The organism is Virgibacillus sp. CM-4 (assembly GCF_000445495.1).
GTDB classification, from domain to species: Bacteria; Bacillota; Bacilli; order Bacillales; family Amphibacillaceae; genus Virgibacillus; species Virgibacillus salexigens.
This window is the reverse complement of the sequence record NZ_AUQA01000006.1, coordinates 456,099-477,230: the sequence shown is the minus strand read 5'-3', so window position 1 is coordinate 477,230 and position 21,132 is coordinate 456,099. Positions and strand designations below refer to the sequence as shown.

Sequence of the window (21,132 nt, the reverse complement as noted above, 5' to 3'; positions counted from 1 at the left end):
TAAAAATACTTCTTGTTTTATCAAATTTTGTTAGACATACAAATGCGAAACATGCGAAAGCTATATATGCTGTTGTAAATAAAACCATAATCTTAGTATAACAAGGTTAAGCGAAAAATTGTTTTGTTTTTATTTATTTCGGCAAATTTTTCTTACCCCATTCCACTTTCTTTTAGCTGATACTCTAAAAAAGAGTATCAGCCTTTTTAAAACCATTTTTTTGCTTTTTCCATAAGCAATGGTGTGGTCTCATAGGACAAGGGAACATTCGGTATGGATTCAATAAAGTACTTTCCATATCGTGCCTTTATTATCCGCGTGTCACAAACAAATACAATTCCTCTATCGCTGGTTGAACGGATTAATCTGCCAAACCCTTGCTTAAAACGAATAACTGCATTTGGCAATGAAAATTCCATGAACGCATTCTTTCCCTGCTCTTTTAAATAGGTTGATTTTGCTTCATGGACTGGATGATCAGGAGGCTGAAACGGTAGACGAACAATCATTAAGCAAGAAAGAGCTTCACCAGGAATATCTACCCCTTCCCAAAAGGAACTAGTTCCTAGCAGTATCGCTTGATCAAAGGTTTGAAAGTTTTTCTTTAGGCGAGTCCTACTACCGCTTGATATCCCTTGGGCAATTAGCGCATATTTTCCGATATCCAAAGATTCTTTTAAAATCGTATGTGATTTTTTCAACATATCATACGATGTAAAAAGGACAAGCATTCTTCCTTTTGTAATTTCTGCTAATGATAAAATAGCTTCACAAGTTGCATAAATAAAATCATCCATTTTTCCGTATTTAATGTCGGGAAAATCATTTGGCACCATTAATTGGACCTGGTCTTGATACGAAAATGGGGAAGCTATCTTTTGGGTAATAAGTCTTTCTGAACTTACACCTAAACGAGCTTGAATAAAATCAAAAGACTGCTTCATCGTTAACGTTGCACTAGTCAAGATAATACTGTCTTTCACTTGGAAGAAATGATCTGCTAACACACGCGCTACATCTGTCGGTTCACTGTATAAATAAACTGCATTTTTTGCTCCATAGGTTTCAATTTCAATCCATTTAATTTGTTTATCTGTTTGTGCGATTAAAAATAGTTGCTCTAAACGGTCGATACATTCTTGAAGATGCTCCGTATGAACTTGAATCTCTTCTTTATCCTCTGTCTGAAAATCGAATTGCTTAACCAAATGGAATTCAATTAAAGCTAGCCCATGAATTAGATCACGAAGATAAAATGTAAGCCGCGTTACCATTTCCTTAATAACATTCCATTTATCTGGTATCTCTTTACTATCTTCAAATCTATATTGCGTTCTTCCGATATCGCTTAATGATTTATCTGACTTATGCTGATCTAATACATACTGGAATAAGTGTCTAAACAGATCATCTGTTTCATGCTTTGCTTCTTCAAGCACAATATCCCAATTTTCCAGAGGTAATTGTTCCCGCGCCCCATTATAATGACTTAGTATTTTACTAATAAGTTTATTATCTTCGACTTTTCCTAATTGGTTTAACATATATTGCAGATGAACATAATCCAACTTTAACCCATAGTGCCGTGATGCAGTATCTTCTAAATGATGAGCTTCATCTATAATGGCTTTATGGTAGCTGGGTAATAGCTGATAATCATTAAACATATCCGTACATAGAAGAGCATGGTTTGTAATGACAATATTGGCTTGCTGTGCTCTTCTTCTTGCCTTTTGATAATAAGATCTTGAAAACCATGGCGACGATGGATCGATATTATCTTCCATATCTGCAGAGATCCGTGAGAAAAACATATAACCGCTAGAAGGTAACTGGATTTCGTCAATATCACCGGTCACAGTATCTGTTAGCCATACAACGATCATTGCTTTCGTTAAGGTAATATCATAATTATCATGCTGTGTATGAGACAGCTCCTGTTCTAGTCTCTCTAGACTAATATAATGTGATTTTCCTTTCAGTAAGGTAGCTTTAAAAGGAAAACGAACGAGTTGTCTTATCATTGGGATCTCATCTTCTAATAATTGCGTTTGCAGCTGTGTAGTAAATGTACTAATAACAATCCGTTTATTTTCAGTTATCGCTTCATAAATGGTAGGAATAAGATAAGCTAGCGACTTGCCAGTTCCTGTCTCTGCTTCAATGAAAGCATGTTGGTGACCCTGAAACGCATCAAATACAGTTTCAGACATCACTCGTTGACCTGGGCGCTTTTCATAATTTACAATCTTTTGCTCCATGGTACCGTTATCTTCATAAATTTCATCCAATAACTCTCCAAAAGAACAATCGGGAGTCATTGGACTTTCTTTATCTTGTTTTGAACGTCGATAGGCTATCCCATGATACGAGTCCATGTTAGGATCCTCTTCTGTTTGAAACATGAGCTTTTCTTGACAATTATGTAGTAATTCATACACGTCAGACTTTAATGTTTTTTCTAGATGTAGTAACTGAACAATGGTTTCATATGGCAATGATTCCATTTTTTCTTTAAGCTTTAGAAATAACTTTGCCGTTACAAATGCATCCGATAATGCACGGTGAGGTTCATTGTGGTTAATTTCCAAATATTCCGTTAGCTGGCTTAATTTGAAACTTGGTGAAGTTGGAAATAAAATTCTTGATAGTTCAACCGTATCCAGTACTGGATTGATCAATTTGGGTTTACCGCAATTTTCGAGCTCTACGTTTAAAAATCCAAGATCAAATGGCACATTATGCGCAATTAAATAGCTGTCCGTAAATAATTGGATGATCTCATCAGCGTTATCTTCAAATGATGGTGCATATGCGACATCGCTATCGGAAATTCCTGTTAGATTCGTAATAAATAATGGTATTTCTTTTTTGGGATTGAGTAAGGTGGAATAACTATCAACAATGGAATCATTCTCAATAACAACAATTCCTACTTCAATAATTCTATCCTCTTTACCAGGTGCGTTTCCGGTTGTTTCTAGATCGATAACTACATATCTATTCATAAATTACCACCTCACTTCTCCATGCATTTGCTCAGGTCCCTTTACATCATAACAGGATTTTGCTCTTGGTCAACCAATGATAAATGTTAACTAATAATTATCGATCACCTTTATTGAACCAATCTATTTCTCCAGAATACAACTTTTCTAAACTGCCATCTTCATTTTTTATTAGTAAAGCCCCATCTTCAGCAATGCCGCTAAAAATGGCTCTTCTTGTCTCGTGTAGGTTTTGAATCGTAATTAATTCACCTAATTTAAAACCATAAGCTTCCCATCTTTTTTTAATTTCTGAGAAACCTTTCACCATGTAATTATCATATGTCTGTTCAAATTCAGAAAGAAAATGCTGCATGATTGATTGAATTTCCCATTGTTTATTTGTTTCAATAGACAGAGAAGTTGCTCGCTCTTGAATCTCATCTGGCCAATCTGACAACTCCTGATTTACATTTAACCCAATTCCTATAACAACATACTGAATTTTATCTTGTTCAGCTTGTAGTTCTGTAAGAATTCCAGCACACTTCTTTTGATTTGAAAATAATATATCGTTTGGCCATTTAATCAACGGTTTCGTATTTGATATCTCACTAATTGTATCTGCCAAAGCTACAGCTGTTAACAAGGTCAACTGTGGCGCAAGGTAAGGAGGTAATTCAGGTTTCAATATCATACTAAGCCACATGCCGCTTCCTTTTTTTGAATGCCACGTTCTGCTCATGCGTCCTCTGCCAGTTGTTTGTTCATCAGCTACTACAATCGTACCATGTCCTTCGTTCTGTTTTGCAGCTTGATGCGCTAAAATTTGTGTGGAACTGGTCATTTCACGATGAATTACTTTTTTCCCTAGCCAATTCGTTTTAAGCCCCCATAGAATAGTGTTTTCTGTTATTTTTTCTGGGGACTTAATGATTCGATAGCCTCTTTTTGATTTTGCTTCAATTTCATAACCGTCTCGTTCAAGTTCCTTCATATGTTTCCAAATCGCACTTCTCGATATATGTAATTGATCAGAAAGCATTTGGCCGGAAATGTAAGTTTCTTTATTCTCTGCTAAAAGTTGAATTAATTTATTTCGGGTGGATTCCATTTTATCCACTCCTTTATCGCTTGATAGTTATTAGGTACTCCACCTGTAACAACTTGCTTTTCAATTTCATTTAATAATAGCTTCATCCATGGCCCTTTTGAATAATCCGGATAGAACCGTATAATGTCATTACCATTTATCGCTAATTCCTTACGTGATTGAATAGGGAGCAATTGCTTGATCCTTTTCATTTTTTCTACTGTTATATTTTCCTCGGGATAGAATAAATGAATGATTCTTTGAAAGCTAGTAAATAACGAAGTAGGTAATTGGTAAATTAGCCATCGGCTTAGTCCTTCGCTTTTAAATCTGTCGATGTTATGAACAATCAACTGTGCTTCATTCTTCAACTTATTCGAACACTTCCAAGATTTCACCCAGTTTACCACCGATATCGAAGGGTCTAAAAGGTGAAATACAGCAATTACTTCACCAAACGAAGATAGCGGTTCTATAGTTGTTGGTAATTTGTAAATTAATTGCTCATGATCTTTAAACACAGGTAAGTGCTTGTAGATTTTCGTTTCAAATAAATAATGTAAACCATGGCCAACGTATTTACTAGCAAAAAATTTGGTGAATTCATTCGTGATCCGCTCAATCGCAAGACTCTCTATATCTTTTTTTACTTGTACCATATGATCAATTGTTACTTGATCAATCGTGAAACCGAGCTGACTACTAAAACGTAGTGCCCGAATAATTCGCAATGGGTCTTCTTTAAACCGTTCTTTTCCATTACCGACGGTTCGAATAATTCCATTTGTTAAGTCTTGCTGCCCATTAAATAAGTCAATAATATTTCCATTTATGTCCATAGCTAACGCATTAATTGTGAAGTCACGCCGCTCTAAGTCTTTATCAATATTATTTATATACGTTACCCCGTCTGGATGACGTTGATCCGTATAAGTTCCATCAACTCGAAAGGTAGTAACCTCATAGGATTCCTTATCATAGCGAACAATTACTGTTCCATGTTCAATTCCAACAGGAATAATGGAATGGAACATTTCTTGTAAAGCTTCTGGCTTAGCAGAAGTAGCAATGTCGATGTCTCCAATCGGTCGCTGTAATAAATAATCTCGAACACAACCACCTACAAAATAGGCTTGATGTTGATGATTTTCAATTGTTTCTAGAATTTTAATTGCTTTATTAAACGGTGTAGAAAACATTATATTCACCAACTTTATGGACTACTTAGAATATCATTGTATAACTTTTCATACTGTGCGACAATTTTTTCTGAGTGAAAATGGTTATTTGCATGTTTTATTGCATGTTCAGAAAAAGCATGCAATTTTTTCTGGTTGGATAGTAAATCAATCGCGTAATTAGCTGCCTGATCCGTTTCTCCCAATTCAACAATGTATCCTGTTTTTCCATGTTCAATTACTTCAGGGATGCCGCCAATGTTTGTACCAATACAAGGTACACCACAAGCCATTGCTTCTAATAATACGAGGCCGAAGCTTTCTTTTTCTGACATCAGTAATTTTAAATCACTGATACTTAATAAATCATTGATATTTTTTTGTTTCCCTAAAAATAATACGCGATCTTCTATTCCTAACTGTTTCACATATTGAAATGCAGAGCTATATTCAGGCCCATCGCCAATTAACAGTAGTTTACTTTGAACCTGCTTGTGTATTTCATAGAAAGTCCGGATAACATCTTTAAGGCGTTTCACCTTTCTAAAGTTTGAAATATGAACAATGACTTTCTCATCTGGATGAATTCCATACTCTTGTTTAATAGCGGGCATTGACTTTGGATAATATACCTGTTCATTAACAAAGTTATAAATGACATGGATATTCCGGTTTACGTCCAGTAGGTTTGATGTATGCTCGGCTAAGTGTTCGGATACTGCAGTAACTGCATCGGATTGCTCGATTCCATGCTTAATCATGTTTTTAAAAATATCATCAATAGCTAACACCGTAATATCTGTACCATGTAATGTCGTTACAATCTTAACTTCATGATCCGCGATATCCCTTGCTAAAAGAGCACTAATTGCATGAGGCATGGCATAATGTACATGTAATATGTCTAACTTTTCACGATTAATCACTTCAGCCATCTTAGCTGCTAACGCTAAATCATATGGTGGATACTGAAATACAGGGTAATGGTTTAACTCCACCTCATGATAATAAATTCGCGGATTAATTTGATTTAATCGAAAAGGTAAGCTGGATGTAATAAAATGTACCTCATTTCCTTTTTCCGCTAGAAGCATCCCTAGTTCGGTAGCGATAATACCCGAGCCACCAACGCTAGGATAGCACGTAATTCCTATCTTCTTCATTCTTTGTTTTCCTTCTCTTTCTGTTTTACAATCTCTCTCCATTGAAAATCACCATTGTGTAATCCTCTGATAAATATTTCTGAAGCAGCAATGTTTGTAGCAAGTGGGATTTGATATACATCGCATAGTCGCATTAATGCACTTACATCTGGTTCATGAGGCTGTGCCGTTAGTGGATCACGAAAGAATATCACCATATCCATTTCATTATTAGCAATCATTGCCCCAATCTGTTGATCACCGCCTAATGGACCTGATTGAAATAAATGGACATGAAGTCCTGTCGCATCTGAGATCATTCTTCCTGTAGTTCCAGTAGCGTATAACGTATGTTGTGTTAAAATATATTGATAAGCCGTACTAAAATTTATAATGTCTTGTTTCTTTTTGTCATGCGCAATTAATGCGATATTCATAGTATCCCACCTTATAATATATTTTCTAAACCATACGTAAGTCCTTTGGATTCTAAGACGCGTTCTATACAAAATTTAACTCCATCCATAAAGGATGCGCGGTCAATTGAATCATGTTTAATTGTTAGTGTTTGGCCCGCACTACCAAAAATAACTTCTTGATGTGCAACTAATCCTGGTAATCTGATGCTATGAACTTTCATTCCATCTACATCAGCTCCCCTTGCTCCTGTAAGCGTTTCTTTTTCCTCTGGATGACCTTGTTGTTTAACAGTTCTGTTTTCACTAATGAGTTCCGCCGTTTTAATTGCTGTTCCGGATGGTGCATCTAACTTGTTATCATGATGTTTTTCAATGATATCAACATCAGGAAAATAAGAAGCGGCCATTTTTGCAAATTTCATCATTAGTACAGCCCCAATAGCAAAGTTTGGGGCGATAATACATCCAATATTTTGCTTCTTAGCAAGCTCGTCCAATTCAGCGAGTTGATTCTCAGTAAAGCCGGTTGTACCTACCACTGGGCGTATTCCATGATTAATCGCACATTTCGTATGTTTATACCCTGCTTCTGGGACAGATAATTCAACAAGAACATCAACTTCTTTTTGTTGATCTAAACAGGTTTCAATATCATCGTAAATTGGTACCGTTGCATCTACAGATGATATTATTGAGTTCAGTGTTTTCCCATCATTTTTTCGATCGATACATGCAACTAACCGAAAATCTTCCTCATTTAAAACCATTTTAACAGCTTCTGAACCCATTTTCCCTCTAGGTCCAGCAATTACTACATTTATTGCCAATTTGTCATTCTCCTTTGTATGTAAAACTAGTCTTTTTTCGTCCAACGATCTTTATCACGTGTTTCAATTTTCGATATGGATGTATGAAATGCTTCTGAAAGATCTATTTCTAGTGAATTCGCAAAACAAGTTAACACAAAGATAATATCACCTAACTCATCTTCCACTGTCTTTTCTTGCTCGGTTGACTTTTTTGGTTTTTCTCCATGGTAATGATTTACCTCTCTAGCTAATTCACCAACTTCTTCTGTTAGTCGAGCCATTAGACTTAATGGGGAAAAATAGCCCTCTTTAAATTGTGAGATATACGTATCTACCCGTTCTTGTATCTCCTTCGTTGTATATATGTTACTTTCCATGCTTCATCCCCCCCTTAATCTATATTAGTTGCTAATATAATGTTAGCTAATCCCTGCCGTTTTGACAAATCATTTATTTGAAGGATGAAATGAAATTGTTCTTTTTAAATAGATTGACTATACTAATACTAGACATAGCATTAAAAACATAGGAGGTAATTAATTGATTTTTGGCTTAAAAATTAAAAATATAGCATTTATCCTATTTGGATCAGCCATTTTCTCCTTTGGAATCGTTCATTTTAACATGCAACATAATTTAGGAGAAGGCGGTTTTACCGGTATTACATTATTACTATACTTTTTATGGGAGTGGGATCCCGCTATAACGAATATTATATTAAATATCCCATTGTTTTTAATTGGATGGAAATTTCTAGGGCGAAATACATTTATATACAGTATCATTGGCACTGGTGCGGTATCATTATTTCTTAGTATATTTCAAGTGAAACCTTTTGCTATTCACCTTGAATCAGATATGACACTTGTCGCGCTGTTTGCAGGTGTGTTTATCGGAATTGGTTTAGGTATTATCTTTCGATTTGGTGGAACAACAGGTGGCGTTGATATCATTGCCCGATTAGTTAATAAATACGTGGGATGGAGTATGGGAAGAACCATGTTTCTCTTCGACTTTGTCGTCATTATGACATCCGTATTTGCTATATTAGATTTGAAACAAGGAATGTATACGTTAGTAGCAGTTTACATCGGGGCGCGAGTGATTGATTTCATTCAAGAAGGAGCTTACTCAGCTAAGGGTACCACTATTATTTCCAGTCATAGCGATGCTATAGCTGCCAAGATACTTAAGGAAATGGACCGTGGTGTAACTGTATTAGAAGGAAGAGGTAGTTTTTCTGGCGACAAACGTGATGTACTGTATTGTGTAGTAGCAAGAAACGAAATTGTCCGTTTAAAAACTATTATCCACAGTATAGATCCGCATGCGTTTGTTGCTGTAAGTACCGTTCATGATGTATTAGGAGAAGGTTTTACTTTAGATGAAAATAAGAATCCGATTGAAGAATAAGTTTCTGCATTCGCTCCTTTCACTCCGAACACTAGCAGGCAACCATCTTCTTCATAAAACAGGACTAAAGGTCCACCCCATTTTTGCTTGTAGAGAAAACCCGTGTTTTTCTACAAGCTTTTTTGTGCGCCAGTGCGGACAAATACCAATCGCTTATTATTATAGTTACCAGATGATTTCTGGCAGCCACAAACACCTCTATGGACGTTTGCAGGTGTAACATGAACATCCGTAATACTGTTGTACTTCAAATCCGTGGTACGGTGATCAAGATAAAAGAACCCCTCTGGCTTATTTTCCGAAGGGACATAGTTTTTCATGGATAAAGGAGAAATCGATGTTGTGGTCAATCTTCCGGAGTAAGTGGTCTTCAGGAACAAGTTTCTTCAATCGTCACATCTCCAATTCAATTTGTTGATCTTTTCTTGATTGGAACATCAGCGCCTTTAGAAATTCTATCTTAAGAATAACAAAAGAAAGGTGGAATTTCAGAAAAAAAAGACTGTCGGATTACTTTCTCGACAGCCTAGATGGGATGACTAACCCATTTTACTTATTATTCGTTGTTTGCTGCAACATACATCAAAATGAATCGAACCAATTCAGCAACAGCTACAAGTGCAGCTGCAACATAGGTTAACGCTGCTGCATTGAGTACTTTCTTTGTTTCTCTTTCTTCGTTATTTCGTATGACACCTGACGAAACAAGTTGGGCCATCGCTCGATTGGATGCATCAAATTCAACAGGCAATGTTACAAGCTGGAATAACACAGCTGCTGACATGAAGATAATTCCGAAAAGGAATAAACCAGATAGGTTAAGCAGTATGCCGCCTATAATTAGAAAGAAGGAGATATTTGAGCCGAAGTTAGCTACAGGTACTAAGGCACTTCTAAATCTTAGAAAGGCATAGTCTTGAGCATCTTGAATAGCATGTCCTACTTCATGGGCGGCAACAGCAGAAGCTGCCATTGATTGTCCATGAAAGTTTCCTGTGGAAAGTCGTACAACTTTTTTTCTTGGGTCATAGTGATCAGAAAGGGTCCCTTTCGTTTCTTCAATACTTACATCGTAAAGCCCGTTTTCATCAAGTATTCTTCGAGCCACTTGAGCACCTGTCATATAAGAAGATGTCGCTTTTTTAGAATATTTTTTATACGTGTTTTTAACCTTGGACTGTGCCCAAATTGGGATAATCATTAACAAGGCAATATAGATAAGGTAACCACCAAAGCCACCTAGCATGTGCATTCCTCCTTATTTAAGGTCAATTTTAGTCAAAAAATGAATATTAGTCAACTGTTTTGTCTTGTTTCGTTTTTGTTTTTGTTTCCTTTTTTGATTCCCCTCTATATTTTCTCCAACTAACATAAGTTAATGTAACACCAATACAACCCCCGACAATCACTACTGTCCAAATTAGCGGAAGCAAATCATTATTTTGTTCTGATGATGTACTTGCTTGCAAGAACACTCCGGCCTCCGTGGAGGCAGGGTGTATGTAAAAACTACCAATCATCCCTATGACCGTAATTAGGCATGTCATTACCAAACGCTGTTTATTATTTTTCATAGAGATCACCTCATATTTTTCTTATAACACTAATGTATGATCTGGAGTTATATTATATAACAGCGAGATAATGGAGTTCTGATACTTTTATCCTTTCTGCCGTGATGCACTTGTTAGAAAATAAGCAAGTGCAATGGAAAGTATACTTAGCCAAAATGTGAAATAGCCAATTTCATTTATATAGTTTGTTAACGAAGCATACACGGGCATCTGTTCAAAGACATAATCAATCACGTCATTATGCAATGTCCAAATTGCAGCTACGACAATATGACGTAATTTTAGCTTATAATAAGGAGCATATAATAACCCTTGTATCGCCATTGCACCGTGTGAGGCCATCAACATATACCCTTGCCAGCTCAAAGAACCGTCTATTATTAAAGTAAGCAGATTCATGATTACAGCCCATACACCATATTTAAATAGTGTAATCATAGCTAATGCTTCTATGTATGGCACATTCTTGCGAAAAATGAAAAATAAAAGGAATATGGTAAAAAATAAACTCGCTGTTGGACTATCAGGAACAAAAATGAAAAATATCGGTAATGTCTCACTTAATTGACTTTCGTACCACATATATCCATAGATCGTCCCTAGTAAATTAATAACAAATAAAAGAATTAAAAAACGGCGACCTAATAAGATGTACTTGATCAAGAAATCCCTCTTTTCTTACATCATAAATTGTTCATTGGCTTAAAAAACACCTTCACCAACTAGTGTGGCAAAGGTGTTCTTCATTTTAATTATTCTGATTGCTCTTCATTAACAGATACAATAAAATCAGTTAACTGTTGAAGTTCTTCATCTGATCCACTGAATTGTCCAGGAGGCATTGATCCGATCCCTTCTTGTGCAATTTGAGCAATCTCTTCAGCAGATTTATCGATTCCGATTAATGATGGAGCTGCTGCACCACCCTGCAGGTCATCTCCGTGACAGGACATACAGCTATTTTCATAAACTGCATATCCTGGATCTTCCGTGTCAATTTCCACCTGTTCGCCAGGCGGAATAGGTTTATTGGCTTCTGCGCGTGACTCCCAATCCACGTGAGAAGCAGATTCATACGTAAGCCAAATAACAGAAGCTAGTGCAAGTAACATCATACCAACAGCGACAGGACGCTGATGTGGTCTTCTTCCAGGCCCATTATCTAAGAATGGTGCAATTAATAACGCACCAAAAGCAATACCTGGCAATACTAGAATTCCCATAATAATGAAATCGCCACTTGCAAATTCATATTTGAGTAATTCATATAGGAACAAGAAGTACCAGTCCGGCAATGGAATGTAAGATGAATTTGTTGGGTCAGCCATTCCTTCTAATGGTGAGGGATGTGCTAATGTTAAACATAAAAATCCAACTAGAAACACAGCACCTACTAACCATTCTTTTAATAAAAAGTTGGGCCAGAAAGCTTCTGTTCTACCAGGATATTCAGAATAATCTTTTGGTACATTTGGTTTTCTTTCAGCAGAGATCCGAGAATCTCCGACAAACTTCATACCTTTACCCTTATGCAATGCTTTCCCCTCCTTTTTATAGCGGTCCAGATATTCCTTGTCTACGTATTAAGATAAAGTGTACTGCCAATAGCGCAAATAATGCTCCTGGCAAGAAGAATACATGAATGGCAAAGAAACGTGTCAACGTTTGTGCCCCTACAATATTTGCATCACCAGCTAATAGCGTTTTCAATTGTTCCCCAATAAAAGGAACTTGTTCAGCAATTTCAAGTCCGACTTGGGTTGCAAAATATGCTTTGTTGTCCCATGGTAATAAGTATCCAGTGAATCCAAGACCAAGCATGATAAAGAAGATTAGAACTCCAACCATCCAGTTAAGTTCACGTGGTTTTTTATAAGCTCCTTGGAAAAACACTCGCAGTGTATGTAATAACAGCATTACGATAACCACACTGGCACCCCAATGGTGCATCCCACGTACGATTTGTGCATGTGCTACTTCTGTCTGTAAGTAGTAAACAGATTTCCATGCATTTTCAATATCAGGTACATAGTACATCGTTAAAAACATTCCAGATAGGATTTGAATGACTACTACAAAGAATGTCAACCCTCCAAAGCAATATACAAATGCAGAAAAATGATGTGCTGGGTTAACATGCTCTGGTACCTCGTGGTCTGCAATATCGCGCCAGATTGGCGTAATGTCTATGCGATCGTCAATCCAATCATAAATTTTTTGCAGCATAACTGATTACGCCCCCTCTCTTGGTACTGCGTCGCCTAGGAATAGCATTCCATCTCGTACTTCTTGTTCATAAACATCCAAAGGTTGTAAGGGTGGAGTTCCAGGCACATTTGTTCCATCCTTGTAATATCGTCCATCATGACATGGGCAGTAAAACTGATCTGGATATTCATCACTTCCTTCCCAGGATACGACACAACCTAAGTGTTTACAAATTGGGGAAAAGGCTTGAATTTCGTCATTTTCATCTTTAAATACCCAAGCTGATCGATTTACTTCAGATTCATACCAACCATCCACTTGTTTTACTTTCCAATCAATACGCTGTGGATCCGTGGTAATATCTTCGACAGCTAAACTGACGTTTGTCAAGTCTCCATGACCAGATTCCTGCAAAACTGGGTCAACCGCCATACGCAACATTGGTGCCAGCATGCCTGCTGCCATGAATCCACCAACCCCTGTAAGCGTATAATTTAAAAACTGTCTACGGGATACTTGCTGCTTCTTTTCACTCATGATTTTCCCCCCTCTTTTTACAATAATCACGGACAATAATAGTTTAATCAGATTACTAGGACATTAACCATGATAGCGCAAACTGTTTGTCCGGTCAATAAATATTGCCATTTGTTAACAAAAGATTTTTAATTATTTTTACCAATATGAACGGATTAATTCACTTACCTGTTCTACTTGATCTCGGATGAATCGATGCATCTCTGCTGAATGCAAATCACCTGACTTCATTCCGGGTAACCATAACAGTGTGCCATCCAAAGCTTGTTCATGTTTTTTCCATGATGAATCAAGTGTTAACAAGAAAATATGCGGAAACGGCTGCTGCTGGATTTCCTCGATCCACGAATGAATTCGATTTACTTCCTCTTCCCTATCCGCAGCTTTCACATAGTTGTAGGTAGGGGTTAACATGATACGACCTGTTAGTTCTTTCTCCAGTTCGTTTGCTAGCACCGAGGTTAACTCATTTTGAAAAGCGTTTTTTTCAAGTTCTGTATCCCCAGTCATTTGATAAGGTATTAATGGAATGAGAATGGTGTCGATATATTCTTTCGCTTCTAAATATTGTGCTACATCTGCCTTCTTCCATTTCATGTACGAATCAGCCTTTCTCTTAATGTTTGACATCTTTTTCAAAAATATTACACCTTGAGTAAATCTTATCTTAAAGATGCAAAAAAAATCAACCTATTGCCGAAGCAAATTCGGTTGATTATCGTTATTCTCTTCAAGCATCTTCAGTTGTTCTGAAAGTTTTAGGAATTCTACTTGATCCATATCATCGAGTGCACGGTCTATCTGTTCATTCAATTTCTTCTTTTTAAATTCAAACAATGACATATCTAATAATTGCTTTGCTAATTCTTGATCCTTTTGCGTTATAAAATATTCATCTGGGATAAAGGGGTTCTCTTCCAGTACAGAGATATATAATTCATTTTGATACGATTTACTAAAATTCAATTGTAAATACAAAGCTTCATTCTTATTTAATCGAATATCATGAAATGATTTTTCAGCGTCTGTCGTCACCAATTGATTTTTATAAAAACGAAATGCTGTTTCTTCTGAACAATGGCTTGTCATAATTATACCTCTTGGGCAAAACTTTGCTTCCCTTACAAAGTGAACATTTGCAAGTAACTCATCATGATTAACCAAGTAATTTAAGATCCATACACTCTCACGTTTTTTTAACTGGTAATGATTCAAAAACCACTGGATGAAGCTTTTTTTATCTTCTACGGATACTGGAGTATGCATGTTTATTAGCCCCCTTCATAATCCAAGTAAAGTCTATCTATAAATCTTCTCTATCTGACTGCTTTAACCGATGTACAAATTCGCTGATGTCATCATCAGTTGGTTGCTGTTCAAGATATTTTTCAAAGACGGGAATTGCTTCCTGTATCCTCCCTTCTTCTGTTAAAAAGTAACCATATTCCTTTAAAAAGTCGCTATCATCTTTAAGGTTATTATATGCAGCATGATAGTGTTTTAATGCATCTTTGAATGATTCTGTTTCATTATACGCTCGAGCAAGTTCCCATTCATAAAGGGGATCATCTGCTCCTGTATGTTTTATTTCGATAATCAAGTCAATAATTCCTTTAAAATCGGATTTATTTTTTAGTAATTCAATTAAGAATAAGATTGCTTCTTTAAAATCTGGGTCGATTGCTACTGCTTCCCTAATATATTTCTCACTTTCTTCATCCTTATCCAATTGATGGGCTAAAGTTCCAACCATGAAAAAGAGCTCTTTATTAAATTCATCGACTTTTATTCCTTTTAATGCTGTATCATAGGCTTTTTCTAATAACCCTTCTTCTTCATAAACTCTCGCAAGCTGATAGTATACAGTGTGATAATAGGTGTCTATTTCAATTACATGTTCCCATGCTTTTCTTGCAATATCGCTGCGCCCTGCTTGATAAGCAGTAAACCCATATTTAAATAATGAGTCAGGGTTTTCGCTATCTTCATCTTGATAGTACGTAAGGGCTAATTCAAATTCTCCTGATTCGGCATAAGCTTCCGCTAATCGATCGTTAATGGAAATATTAGCAATTTCCTTTGTTCTTGAGAGAATCTTTTCATAATAGGTGGTTGCTTTTAAATAATCTCCTGTTGAAAAATATAATTCACCTAATGCAAAATCAATAATTGGTTCATTTGGTTCCGCTTGTTTCGCAGCTAGCAGTTTTTGTTCAGAGACTTCAAATAAACCTTGAGCTTGATAAAGGTCGGCTAATTGGATAAGCGTCTGTACGTAAGCTGGGTCCTCTTCATCATTTATTTCATTTAACAATTGAATGGCAGCTTCATCCTCTTCAAGTTCAGTATAAATATCTGCCAGTGTTACTTTTAATTCTCCTTCATTTGGGTACTGTTGTACTAATTCTTCCATTAACGCTTTGGCTTCATGAAGATATCCCCATTGTATAAATAATTCAGCAATGGTGTACCTTTCTTCTTCATCTGCCATAGGTAGGTAATCTTCTAATAGCTCGATCGCCTTCTCACTTTGCTTTGCTTCCATTAGTCGAACAGCTTCCATTATTGTTTCCACATTTGACTTCCTTTCTACACATACATCATCATGAACCTAATCATAACGAAAAAAAAGATGATGTTCAAAATAAAAGCATGGGCATAGCAAATAAAGGAGCTGTATTAAAAACAGCTCCTTACCACTATACCCACAATTCATAACCATTTATTCATTTCTTTCAGTTGTTTAGTAACTGATTAGTTATTAAAAAAGATCAATACCCTACAAGCGATCATTCTTACTTGATCAAATGATCTAAGTCCTTATAGAAATTTGGATAAGAGGTGGCTACAGGCGAAATGTCGTCAATGATTACTTCGCCATTAGTTATTAGAGACGCAACAGAAGCCATCATTGCTATACGATGATCGTGATAGGAAGCAACTTCATTGCCGGTTAACGGTGTTTTTCCGTGGACGATTAACCCGTCGTCTGTTGCTTCAACATCTGCACCTAAACGAGTTAATACTTCCGTAACGGCAAGGATTCTATCCGTTTCTTTCACGCGTAATTCTTCTGCATCTTTAATAACTGTTGTTCCCACTGCTTGCGTTGCCAGTAGAGCAATGATAGGAATCTCATCGATTAACCTAGGTATCATTTCCCCTTCGATGGTAGTACCAATTAAAGGAGATTGCGCAATTCGGATATTCCCTAACAGCTCTCCTCCTTTAGAATGAACTTCTTCTACTATTACATTAGCGCCCATCGCTTTTAGAACATCGATTATTCCTGTTCTCGTCTCATTTAGACCAACATGCAACAAGCGGATACTGCTTCCTTGCACAATTGCAGCTGCCGCTAAAAAGAATGCTGCTGAAGATATATCTCCTGGTACATAAACATCATTAGCAGATAGCGTTTGATTTCCTTTAACAGTAATTTCTTTCCCTTCAATCTCTATATCGGCACCAAATGCTTGTAACATGGTTTCTGTATGGTTCCTCGTTAAGGAAGTTTCTACAACTGTAGTTTCACCATTTGCGTACAGACCCGCTAATAATACGGCTGATTTCACTTGAGCGCTCTTCACTGGTAAATGATAATGTATTCCTGATAAGGTGTCACCGTTAATTGCCAAAGGTAGATAATTTCCATCCTTTCTCCCATCAATATGAGCTCCCATTTGACATAGTGGGTCTACGACTCTGTTCATTGGCCGTTTGGTTAGAGAAGCATCACCATAAACTGTTGTAAAAAAAGGAAGTCCAGCTAATATACCAAGCATTAATCGAGCTGTAGTACCTGAGTTCCCAAAATAAAGCGGAGCTGTCGGCTCTGTTAACGCTTGACGACCTTTTCCAACAATTTTTAATTGAGAACCTTCTTTATCTATCGAAACTCCCATAGCACGAAAAATATCTACTGTACGCATACAGTCTTCTCCATCTAAAAAATGACTAACAGTAGTTACGCCGTGAGCTAATGCGCCAAATATGACAGAACGATGAGATATAGATTTATCACCAGGTACTTCAAGTTCACCTTGTAACGGTGCATTCACAGCTGATAATTTTAATTCCTTCAATTGATCACGTCCTTTATTCTACCAATGGTTCATCCTTATTTTTCGATCATTGTTTCGTATCCATGCTGCTGTAGTATTACTTCACTAGATTTTTGTACTTGTTCCGTAGAAAAGCTTAAACGTAATGCCCCCATAATTCCTTCTCTTATCTCTAATATTTGTATATTATTAATGCTGATATCGTGGGTTGCAAGTAATTGGGTAACATTAGCTAATGCACCCGTCTGATCTCGAATATCGACATATAGATCGTAATAGGATGGAATGGCTCCTTTATCAGCAGATCCTAAACCATCCCGATAATTCTTGGCTAATTCTAAATAGTGAATCATTTCTTTTTTTTCATTTTGGTCTAAGAGCTTTTTTAACGTTTGCATTTCAGTGATCCACTCTTCTAAAAGCTGGGACATTTTCTGTCGATTATGGTAGAAAATGTCCTGCCAAAGAATCGGATTACTTGAGGCTATACGAGTTATATCACGAAAACCTCCTGCTGCTAAATTAGGTAAATATGTATGTGTTCGCGCCCAATTTTTCGCTTGATGTACAAGTGATGAAGCGATTAAATGAGGGAAATGGGAAACTACCCCAGTCATCTCATCATGCTCTTCAGCATTTAAGGTGATAAACTTGCTTCTCGTGGGCAATAATACTTGCTTTAGTTCTTCTACATCTTGATCGGAACTACGATTAGTCGGGGTCAGTACATACATCGCATTTTCAAATAAATGCGGTTTAGCAGCTTCAACCCCTTTTTTATGAGAACCAGCCATCGGATGCCCACCTATAAAAGCAATCTGTTTATTCGTTAAGCGGTTTGCCGTTGTAATAATCGATTGTTTTACAGAAGAGACATCACTTACGATGATGTCCTTTTCTAATGCCATATTATCCATTTCATTTAAGAGAGTAATCGATTCTGAAATTGGTGCCGCCAAGATTACGTAATCCGATTTCTGTACAGCCGTTTTAAATTCACTAGATGATTCATGGATAATTTCGTTTTTCTGGGCAAAGTCAACCGTATACGGATTTACATCGTATCCGATAACTGTATTCTCTTTTACTGTAACAAGTGCTCTTGCTAATGAAGCTCCAATAAGACCAAGCCCTGCTATCATTATTGTTCGTTTCACACTGACGTCTCCTTAGCTTTTATTATAACTTCCCAATAGCTGTTGAAATCGCTCCATATCTTCTTTCAATCCCAATGTTAACCGAATGGTATTAGGGATACCTAATAATTCCCCCGGTCTAACAATAAACCCATGTTGTATTAAATATTCGAACAACTCCGTTCCACTATTTGGTGTTGAAACAAGCATGAAATTAGTTTCAGAAGGATAATACCCCCAGTCAATATCATGTAAAAACTGTTGAAAAGAGAGCTTTACTTCAAGGTTTTTTGCTTTCGTATCCTGAATAAAATCATCATCCTCTAAGGCGACCAGTGCTATCTGTTGCGCGATTGAAGTTGTATTAAATGGTCCCCGTACGATGTTTAATTGTGTAACAATTGCTTCATTTGCTATACCATAACCAATTCGTAGTCCAGCAAGACCATACGCCTTGGAAAATGTACGGAGAACGATTAAGTTTTGGTATTTATTGATTTCATTAATTGCTTGGATATCCTTATTTGGATCAACATATTCATAATACGCTTCGTCTAATACAACTAAGACATTATCTGGACAATTATCCATAAATTGAATAAATTCCTGTTTTGCCATAGGATTACCGGTTGGGTTATTAGGAGAGCAAAGCCATACCACATTTGTCTTCTTATCAATGGCGGCCAACATTGCTGGTAAATCATGATAACCCTCTACCGTTGGAATCTCTTTAACCTCCGCTCCTTCAATAATTGCATTATGTTTATATTGCGGAAAGGTTGGTGTAGCCATGACGGTATTTACGCCCTCATATAAAAACGTACGGCAAATCATTTGAACAATTTCCTCTGAGCCGCTTCCAAAAACCAGTTCTGTCTCTTGAGCATTTAACTTTGCAGCAAGTACAGAACGTAATTCTTTCGTATAGCCATCAGGGTAAATATCAAATGATGGGATATATTCATTTAGAAATTGCTTTACTTTATCTGAATATCCATAGGGGTTCTCATTTGAAGACAGTTTTACAATACGGTCTAAATTGTACATTTGTTTGATTTCTTGGATCTGTTTTCCTTGTTGATACGGAGCCAATTGTTTAAGTGCTGCTTTTCCTTCCATCATTGCTTCTCCACCTTTCCCGCTAAATCTGGTCGTAAATGAACCGCCTCATTATGAAAAACATGTTGAATAGCAGCTTGATCTATATCTGTATTAACAATCATCATGACCCGAATACACGATGGTAAACTATTTGGTACTTCAATCTCTGCCATACACATTACCGGTACATATGTCCAACCAGATAATTTTCTAAGCGCCTTTGCCGGAAATGCAGCATTTAGATCTTTCGTTACAGAGATAAAAACATGAGATACATCTTCTGGCTCTACATTATTTTTTGTTACCATTTCTTCAATTAACTGCCTCGTATTCTCAATAATCATGTCAGCTTTATTTTCTGAAATTGTTGTTGCCCCTCGAATTCCTCGTGTCACTCGGTCACCAGCTTTCCTATAAAAGAATTTAAATGACGTTCCATATCCTTATCCGTTACCGTACGTAAGGTTGGTTCACCAATGTCTTGCAGCAATACCATTTGAATCATCTTACTTACATTCTTTTTGTCCTTTTTCATTTTCATCATTAGTGATTGGATATCTTCCGTTTGGATGATCAAAGGAAAACTATTTTTTTTAAACCATTCATGTAATTGATCATACGGTAAATGAGTAGAAAGTATGGATTCACTTATATGAAACGAGAATAACAAACCAATAGCTACTGCTTCTCCATGTGTTAGAGATCCATATCCTAACTCCGCTTCCAAAGCATGGCCTAATGTATGTCCCAAGTTTAAAAACTTACGAATACCTGATTCTTTTTCATCCGCTTCCACAATACTAGCTTTTACCTTTATTCCCATACGTAGATGTTCTTGTAATTCCTCCGCCGAAAGTGATGTCAAATCTGTTTTTAACATAGCCCGAAATGTAAGTTCATCTGAGATTAATGCTTCTTTAATTAGCTCTGCATACCCAGATCGTATTTCCTGTTCGCTTAATGATTGCAATGTTTCAACATCATAAATAACTGCTTGTGGAGGATAAAAGCTGCCAATCAAATTCTTCCCTAGTCGGTGATTAATCGCTACTTTCCCACCTACACTGCTATCGTGAGCTAATATCGTCGTTGGCACTTGGATATAGTCGATTCCCCGCATAAAAGTAGAAGCCACAAAACCTGCTAGATCTCCGATAACTCCTCCTCCTAATGCAATGATAAGTGAATTACGATCTAGACCATATTTAATTGCTTCCGTTTGTAATTGATAATAATACTCTATACACTTCGTTTTCTCTCCAGCAGGTAGTATCGAAGTATACACGTATTCATGTGTTAAACCCGATTGTATATCAGACAAATATAAATCAGCAATATGCTCATCTGTAACGATAAAGATGGAAGAGTATGCCTTTGTTACAAATGTTGAAATCTGTGATCGAATTCCATTCCCAATCATAATACGGTATGAATGCGAGCTTGAATTTACTACGATTTCATCCACCTTCAT

General features: G+C 36.7%; 23 protein-coding genes. 1 reads left to right on the top strand and 22 read right to left on the bottom strand.

Annotated elements, in window-relative coordinates; translation table 11 throughout:
• Positions 1-206: 206 nt before the first annotated feature.
• From dinG to M948_RS35635, 7 genes are all read right to left on the bottom strand, one after another.
• Positions 207-3,008, bottom strand: coding sequence for an ATP-dependent DNA helicase DinG (gene dinG / locus M948_RS35665; RefSeq protein ID WP_021291287.1), 2,802 nt, complete (start codon positions 3,006-3,008; stop codon positions 207-209).
• A 97-nt stretch (positions 3,009-3,105) separates the two neighbouring features.
• The gene (locus M948_RS35660; RefSeq protein ID WP_021291286.1) at positions 3,106-4,101 is read right to left on the bottom strand and encodes a biotin--[acetyl-CoA-carboxylase] ligase; all 996 of its coding nucleotides are present in this window, start codon (positions 4,099-4,101) and stop codon (positions 3,106-3,108) included.
• Entirely contained in the window at positions 4,077-5,279 is a 1,203-nt protein-coding gene (locus M948_RS35655; protein WP_021291285.1) for a CCA tRNA nucleotidyltransferase, read from the bottom strand. The genes M948_RS35660 and M948_RS35655 overlap by 25 nt, the downstream gene beginning before the upstream one ends.
• 14 nt (positions 5,280-5,293) lie before the next feature.
• Positions 5,294-6,421, bottom strand: coding sequence for an N-acetyl-alpha-D-glucosaminyl L-malate synthase BshA (gene bshA, locus M948_RS35650; protein WP_021291284.1), 1,128 nt, complete (start codon positions 6,419-6,421; stop codon positions 5,294-5,296).
• The gene (gene mgsA / locus M948_RS35645) at positions 6,418-6,837 is read right to left on the bottom strand and encodes a methylglyoxal synthase (RefSeq protein ID WP_021291283.1); all 420 of its coding nucleotides are present in this window, start codon (positions 6,835-6,837) and stop codon (positions 6,418-6,420) included. The genes bshA and mgsA overlap by 4 nt, the downstream gene beginning before the upstream one ends.
• An 11-nt stretch (positions 6,838-6,848) precedes the next feature.
• The gene (dapB, locus tag M948_RS35640) at positions 6,849-7,646 is read right to left on the bottom strand and encodes a 4-hydroxy-tetrahydrodipicolinate reductase (RefSeq protein ID WP_021291282.1); all 798 of its coding nucleotides are present in this window, start codon (positions 7,644-7,646) and stop codon (positions 6,849-6,851) included.
• 26 nt (positions 7,647-7,672) lie between these two features.
• Positions 7,673-8,005 carry a nucleotide pyrophosphohydrolase gene (locus M948_RS35635; RefSeq protein ID WP_021291281.1) on the bottom strand — a complete coding sequence of 111 codons (333 nt, stop codon included), beginning with the start codon at positions 8,003-8,005 and terminating at the stop codon, positions 7,673-7,675.
• A gap of 163 nt (positions 8,006-8,168) precedes the next feature.
• Here M948_RS35635 and M948_RS35630 point away from each other — a divergent pair, with 163 nt between their 5' ends.
• Positions 8,169-9,041 (top strand): YitT family protein, encoded by an 873-nt coding sequence (locus M948_RS35630; protein WP_021291280.1) that lies wholly within the window; start codon positions 8,169-8,171, stop codon positions 9,039-9,041.
• A 110-nt stretch (positions 9,042-9,151) separates the two neighbouring features.
• On the opposite strand, the gene M948_RS43660 is transcribed toward M948_RS35630, so the two are convergent.
• From M948_RS43660 to aroB, 15 genes are all read right to left on the bottom strand, one after another.
• A complete protein-coding gene (locus M948_RS43660; protein WP_155974806.1) occupies positions 9,152-9,391 on the bottom strand; it encodes a hypothetical protein in 240 nt (79 codons plus the stop codon).
• A gap of 206 nt (positions 9,392-9,597) precedes the next feature.
• Positions 9,598-10,287: a zinc metallopeptidase gene (locus tag M948_RS35625; RefSeq protein ID WP_021291279.1), complete on the bottom strand. Its 690-nt coding sequence runs from the start codon at positions 10,285-10,287 to the stop codon at positions 9,598-9,600.
• 46 nt (positions 10,288-10,333) lie between these two features.
• Positions 10,334-10,615, bottom strand: a complete 282-nt coding sequence (locus tag M948_RS35620; RefSeq protein WP_021291278.1) for a sporulation protein YpjB — start codon at positions 10,613-10,615, stop codon at positions 10,334-10,336.
• 87 nt (positions 10,616-10,702) lie between these two features.
• The gene (locus M948_RS35615) at positions 10,703-11,278 is read right to left on the bottom strand and encodes a DUF1405 domain-containing protein (protein ID WP_021291277.1); all 576 of its coding nucleotides are present in this window, start codon (positions 11,276-11,278) and stop codon (positions 10,703-10,705) included.
• Between the two features lie 89 nt (positions 11,279-11,367).
• Complete coding sequence (locus M948_RS35610) at positions 11,368-12,150, bottom strand: menaquinol-cytochrome c reductase cytochrome b/c subunit (RefSeq protein ID WP_021291276.1); 783 nt, start codon at positions 12,148-12,150, stop codon at positions 11,368-11,370.
• A gap of 16 nt (positions 12,151-12,166) precedes the next feature.
• Entirely contained in the window at positions 12,167-12,841 is a 675-nt protein-coding gene (qcrB, locus tag M948_RS35605; protein ID WP_021291275.1) for a menaquinol-cytochrome c reductase cytochrome b subunit, read from the bottom strand.
• A gap of 6 nt (positions 12,842-12,847) precedes the next feature.
• Positions 12,848-13,360, bottom strand: coding sequence for a QcrA and Rieske domain-containing protein (locus M948_RS35600; protein ID WP_021291274.1), 513 nt, complete (start codon positions 13,358-13,360; stop codon positions 12,848-12,850).
• A 138-nt stretch (positions 13,361-13,498) separates the two neighbouring features.
• On the bottom strand, positions 13,499-13,957 hold the full coding sequence (locus M948_RS35595) for a DUF2487 family protein (protein WP_031335530.1): 459 nt from the start codon (positions 13,955-13,957) through the stop codon (positions 13,499-13,501).
• Positions 13,958-14,050: 93 nt separating this feature from the next.
• Entirely contained in the window at positions 14,051-14,626 is a 576-nt protein-coding gene (locus M948_RS35590; protein ID WP_021291272.1) for a ReoY family proteolytic degradation factor, read from the bottom strand.
• A gap of 37 nt (positions 14,627-14,663) precedes the next feature.
• Positions 14,664-15,935, bottom strand: a complete 1,272-nt coding sequence (locus tag M948_RS35585; protein WP_021291271.1) for a tetratricopeptide repeat protein — start codon at positions 15,933-15,935, stop codon at positions 14,664-14,666.
• Between the two features lie 220 nt (positions 15,936-16,155).
• On the bottom strand, positions 16,156-17,445 hold the full coding sequence (aroA, locus tag M948_RS35580) for a 3-phosphoshikimate 1-carboxyvinyltransferase (RefSeq protein ID WP_021291270.1): 1,290 nt from the start codon (positions 17,443-17,445) through the stop codon (positions 16,156-16,158).
• 35 nt (positions 17,446-17,480) lie between these two features.
• The gene (locus M948_RS35575) at positions 17,481-18,581 is read right to left on the bottom strand and encodes a prephenate dehydrogenase (RefSeq protein WP_021291269.1); all 1,101 of its coding nucleotides are present in this window, start codon (positions 18,579-18,581) and stop codon (positions 17,481-17,483) included.
• Positions 18,582-18,593: 12 nt separating this feature from the next.
• Positions 18,594-19,679, bottom strand: a complete 1,086-nt coding sequence (gene hisC / locus M948_RS35570; protein ID WP_031335528.1) for a histidinol-phosphate transaminase — start codon at positions 19,677-19,679, stop codon at positions 18,594-18,596.
• Positions 19,679-20,056, bottom strand: coding sequence for a chorismate mutase (gene aroH / locus M948_RS35565; RefSeq protein WP_021291267.1), 378 nt, complete (start codon positions 20,054-20,056; stop codon positions 19,679-19,681). The genes hisC and aroH overlap by 1 nt, the downstream gene beginning before the upstream one ends.
• Complete coding sequence (gene aroB, locus M948_RS35560; RefSeq protein ID WP_021291266.1) at positions 20,053-21,132, bottom strand: 3-dehydroquinate synthase; 1,080 nt, start codon at positions 21,130-21,132, stop codon at positions 20,053-20,055. Before aroB ends, aroH begins: the two co-directional genes overlap by 4 nt.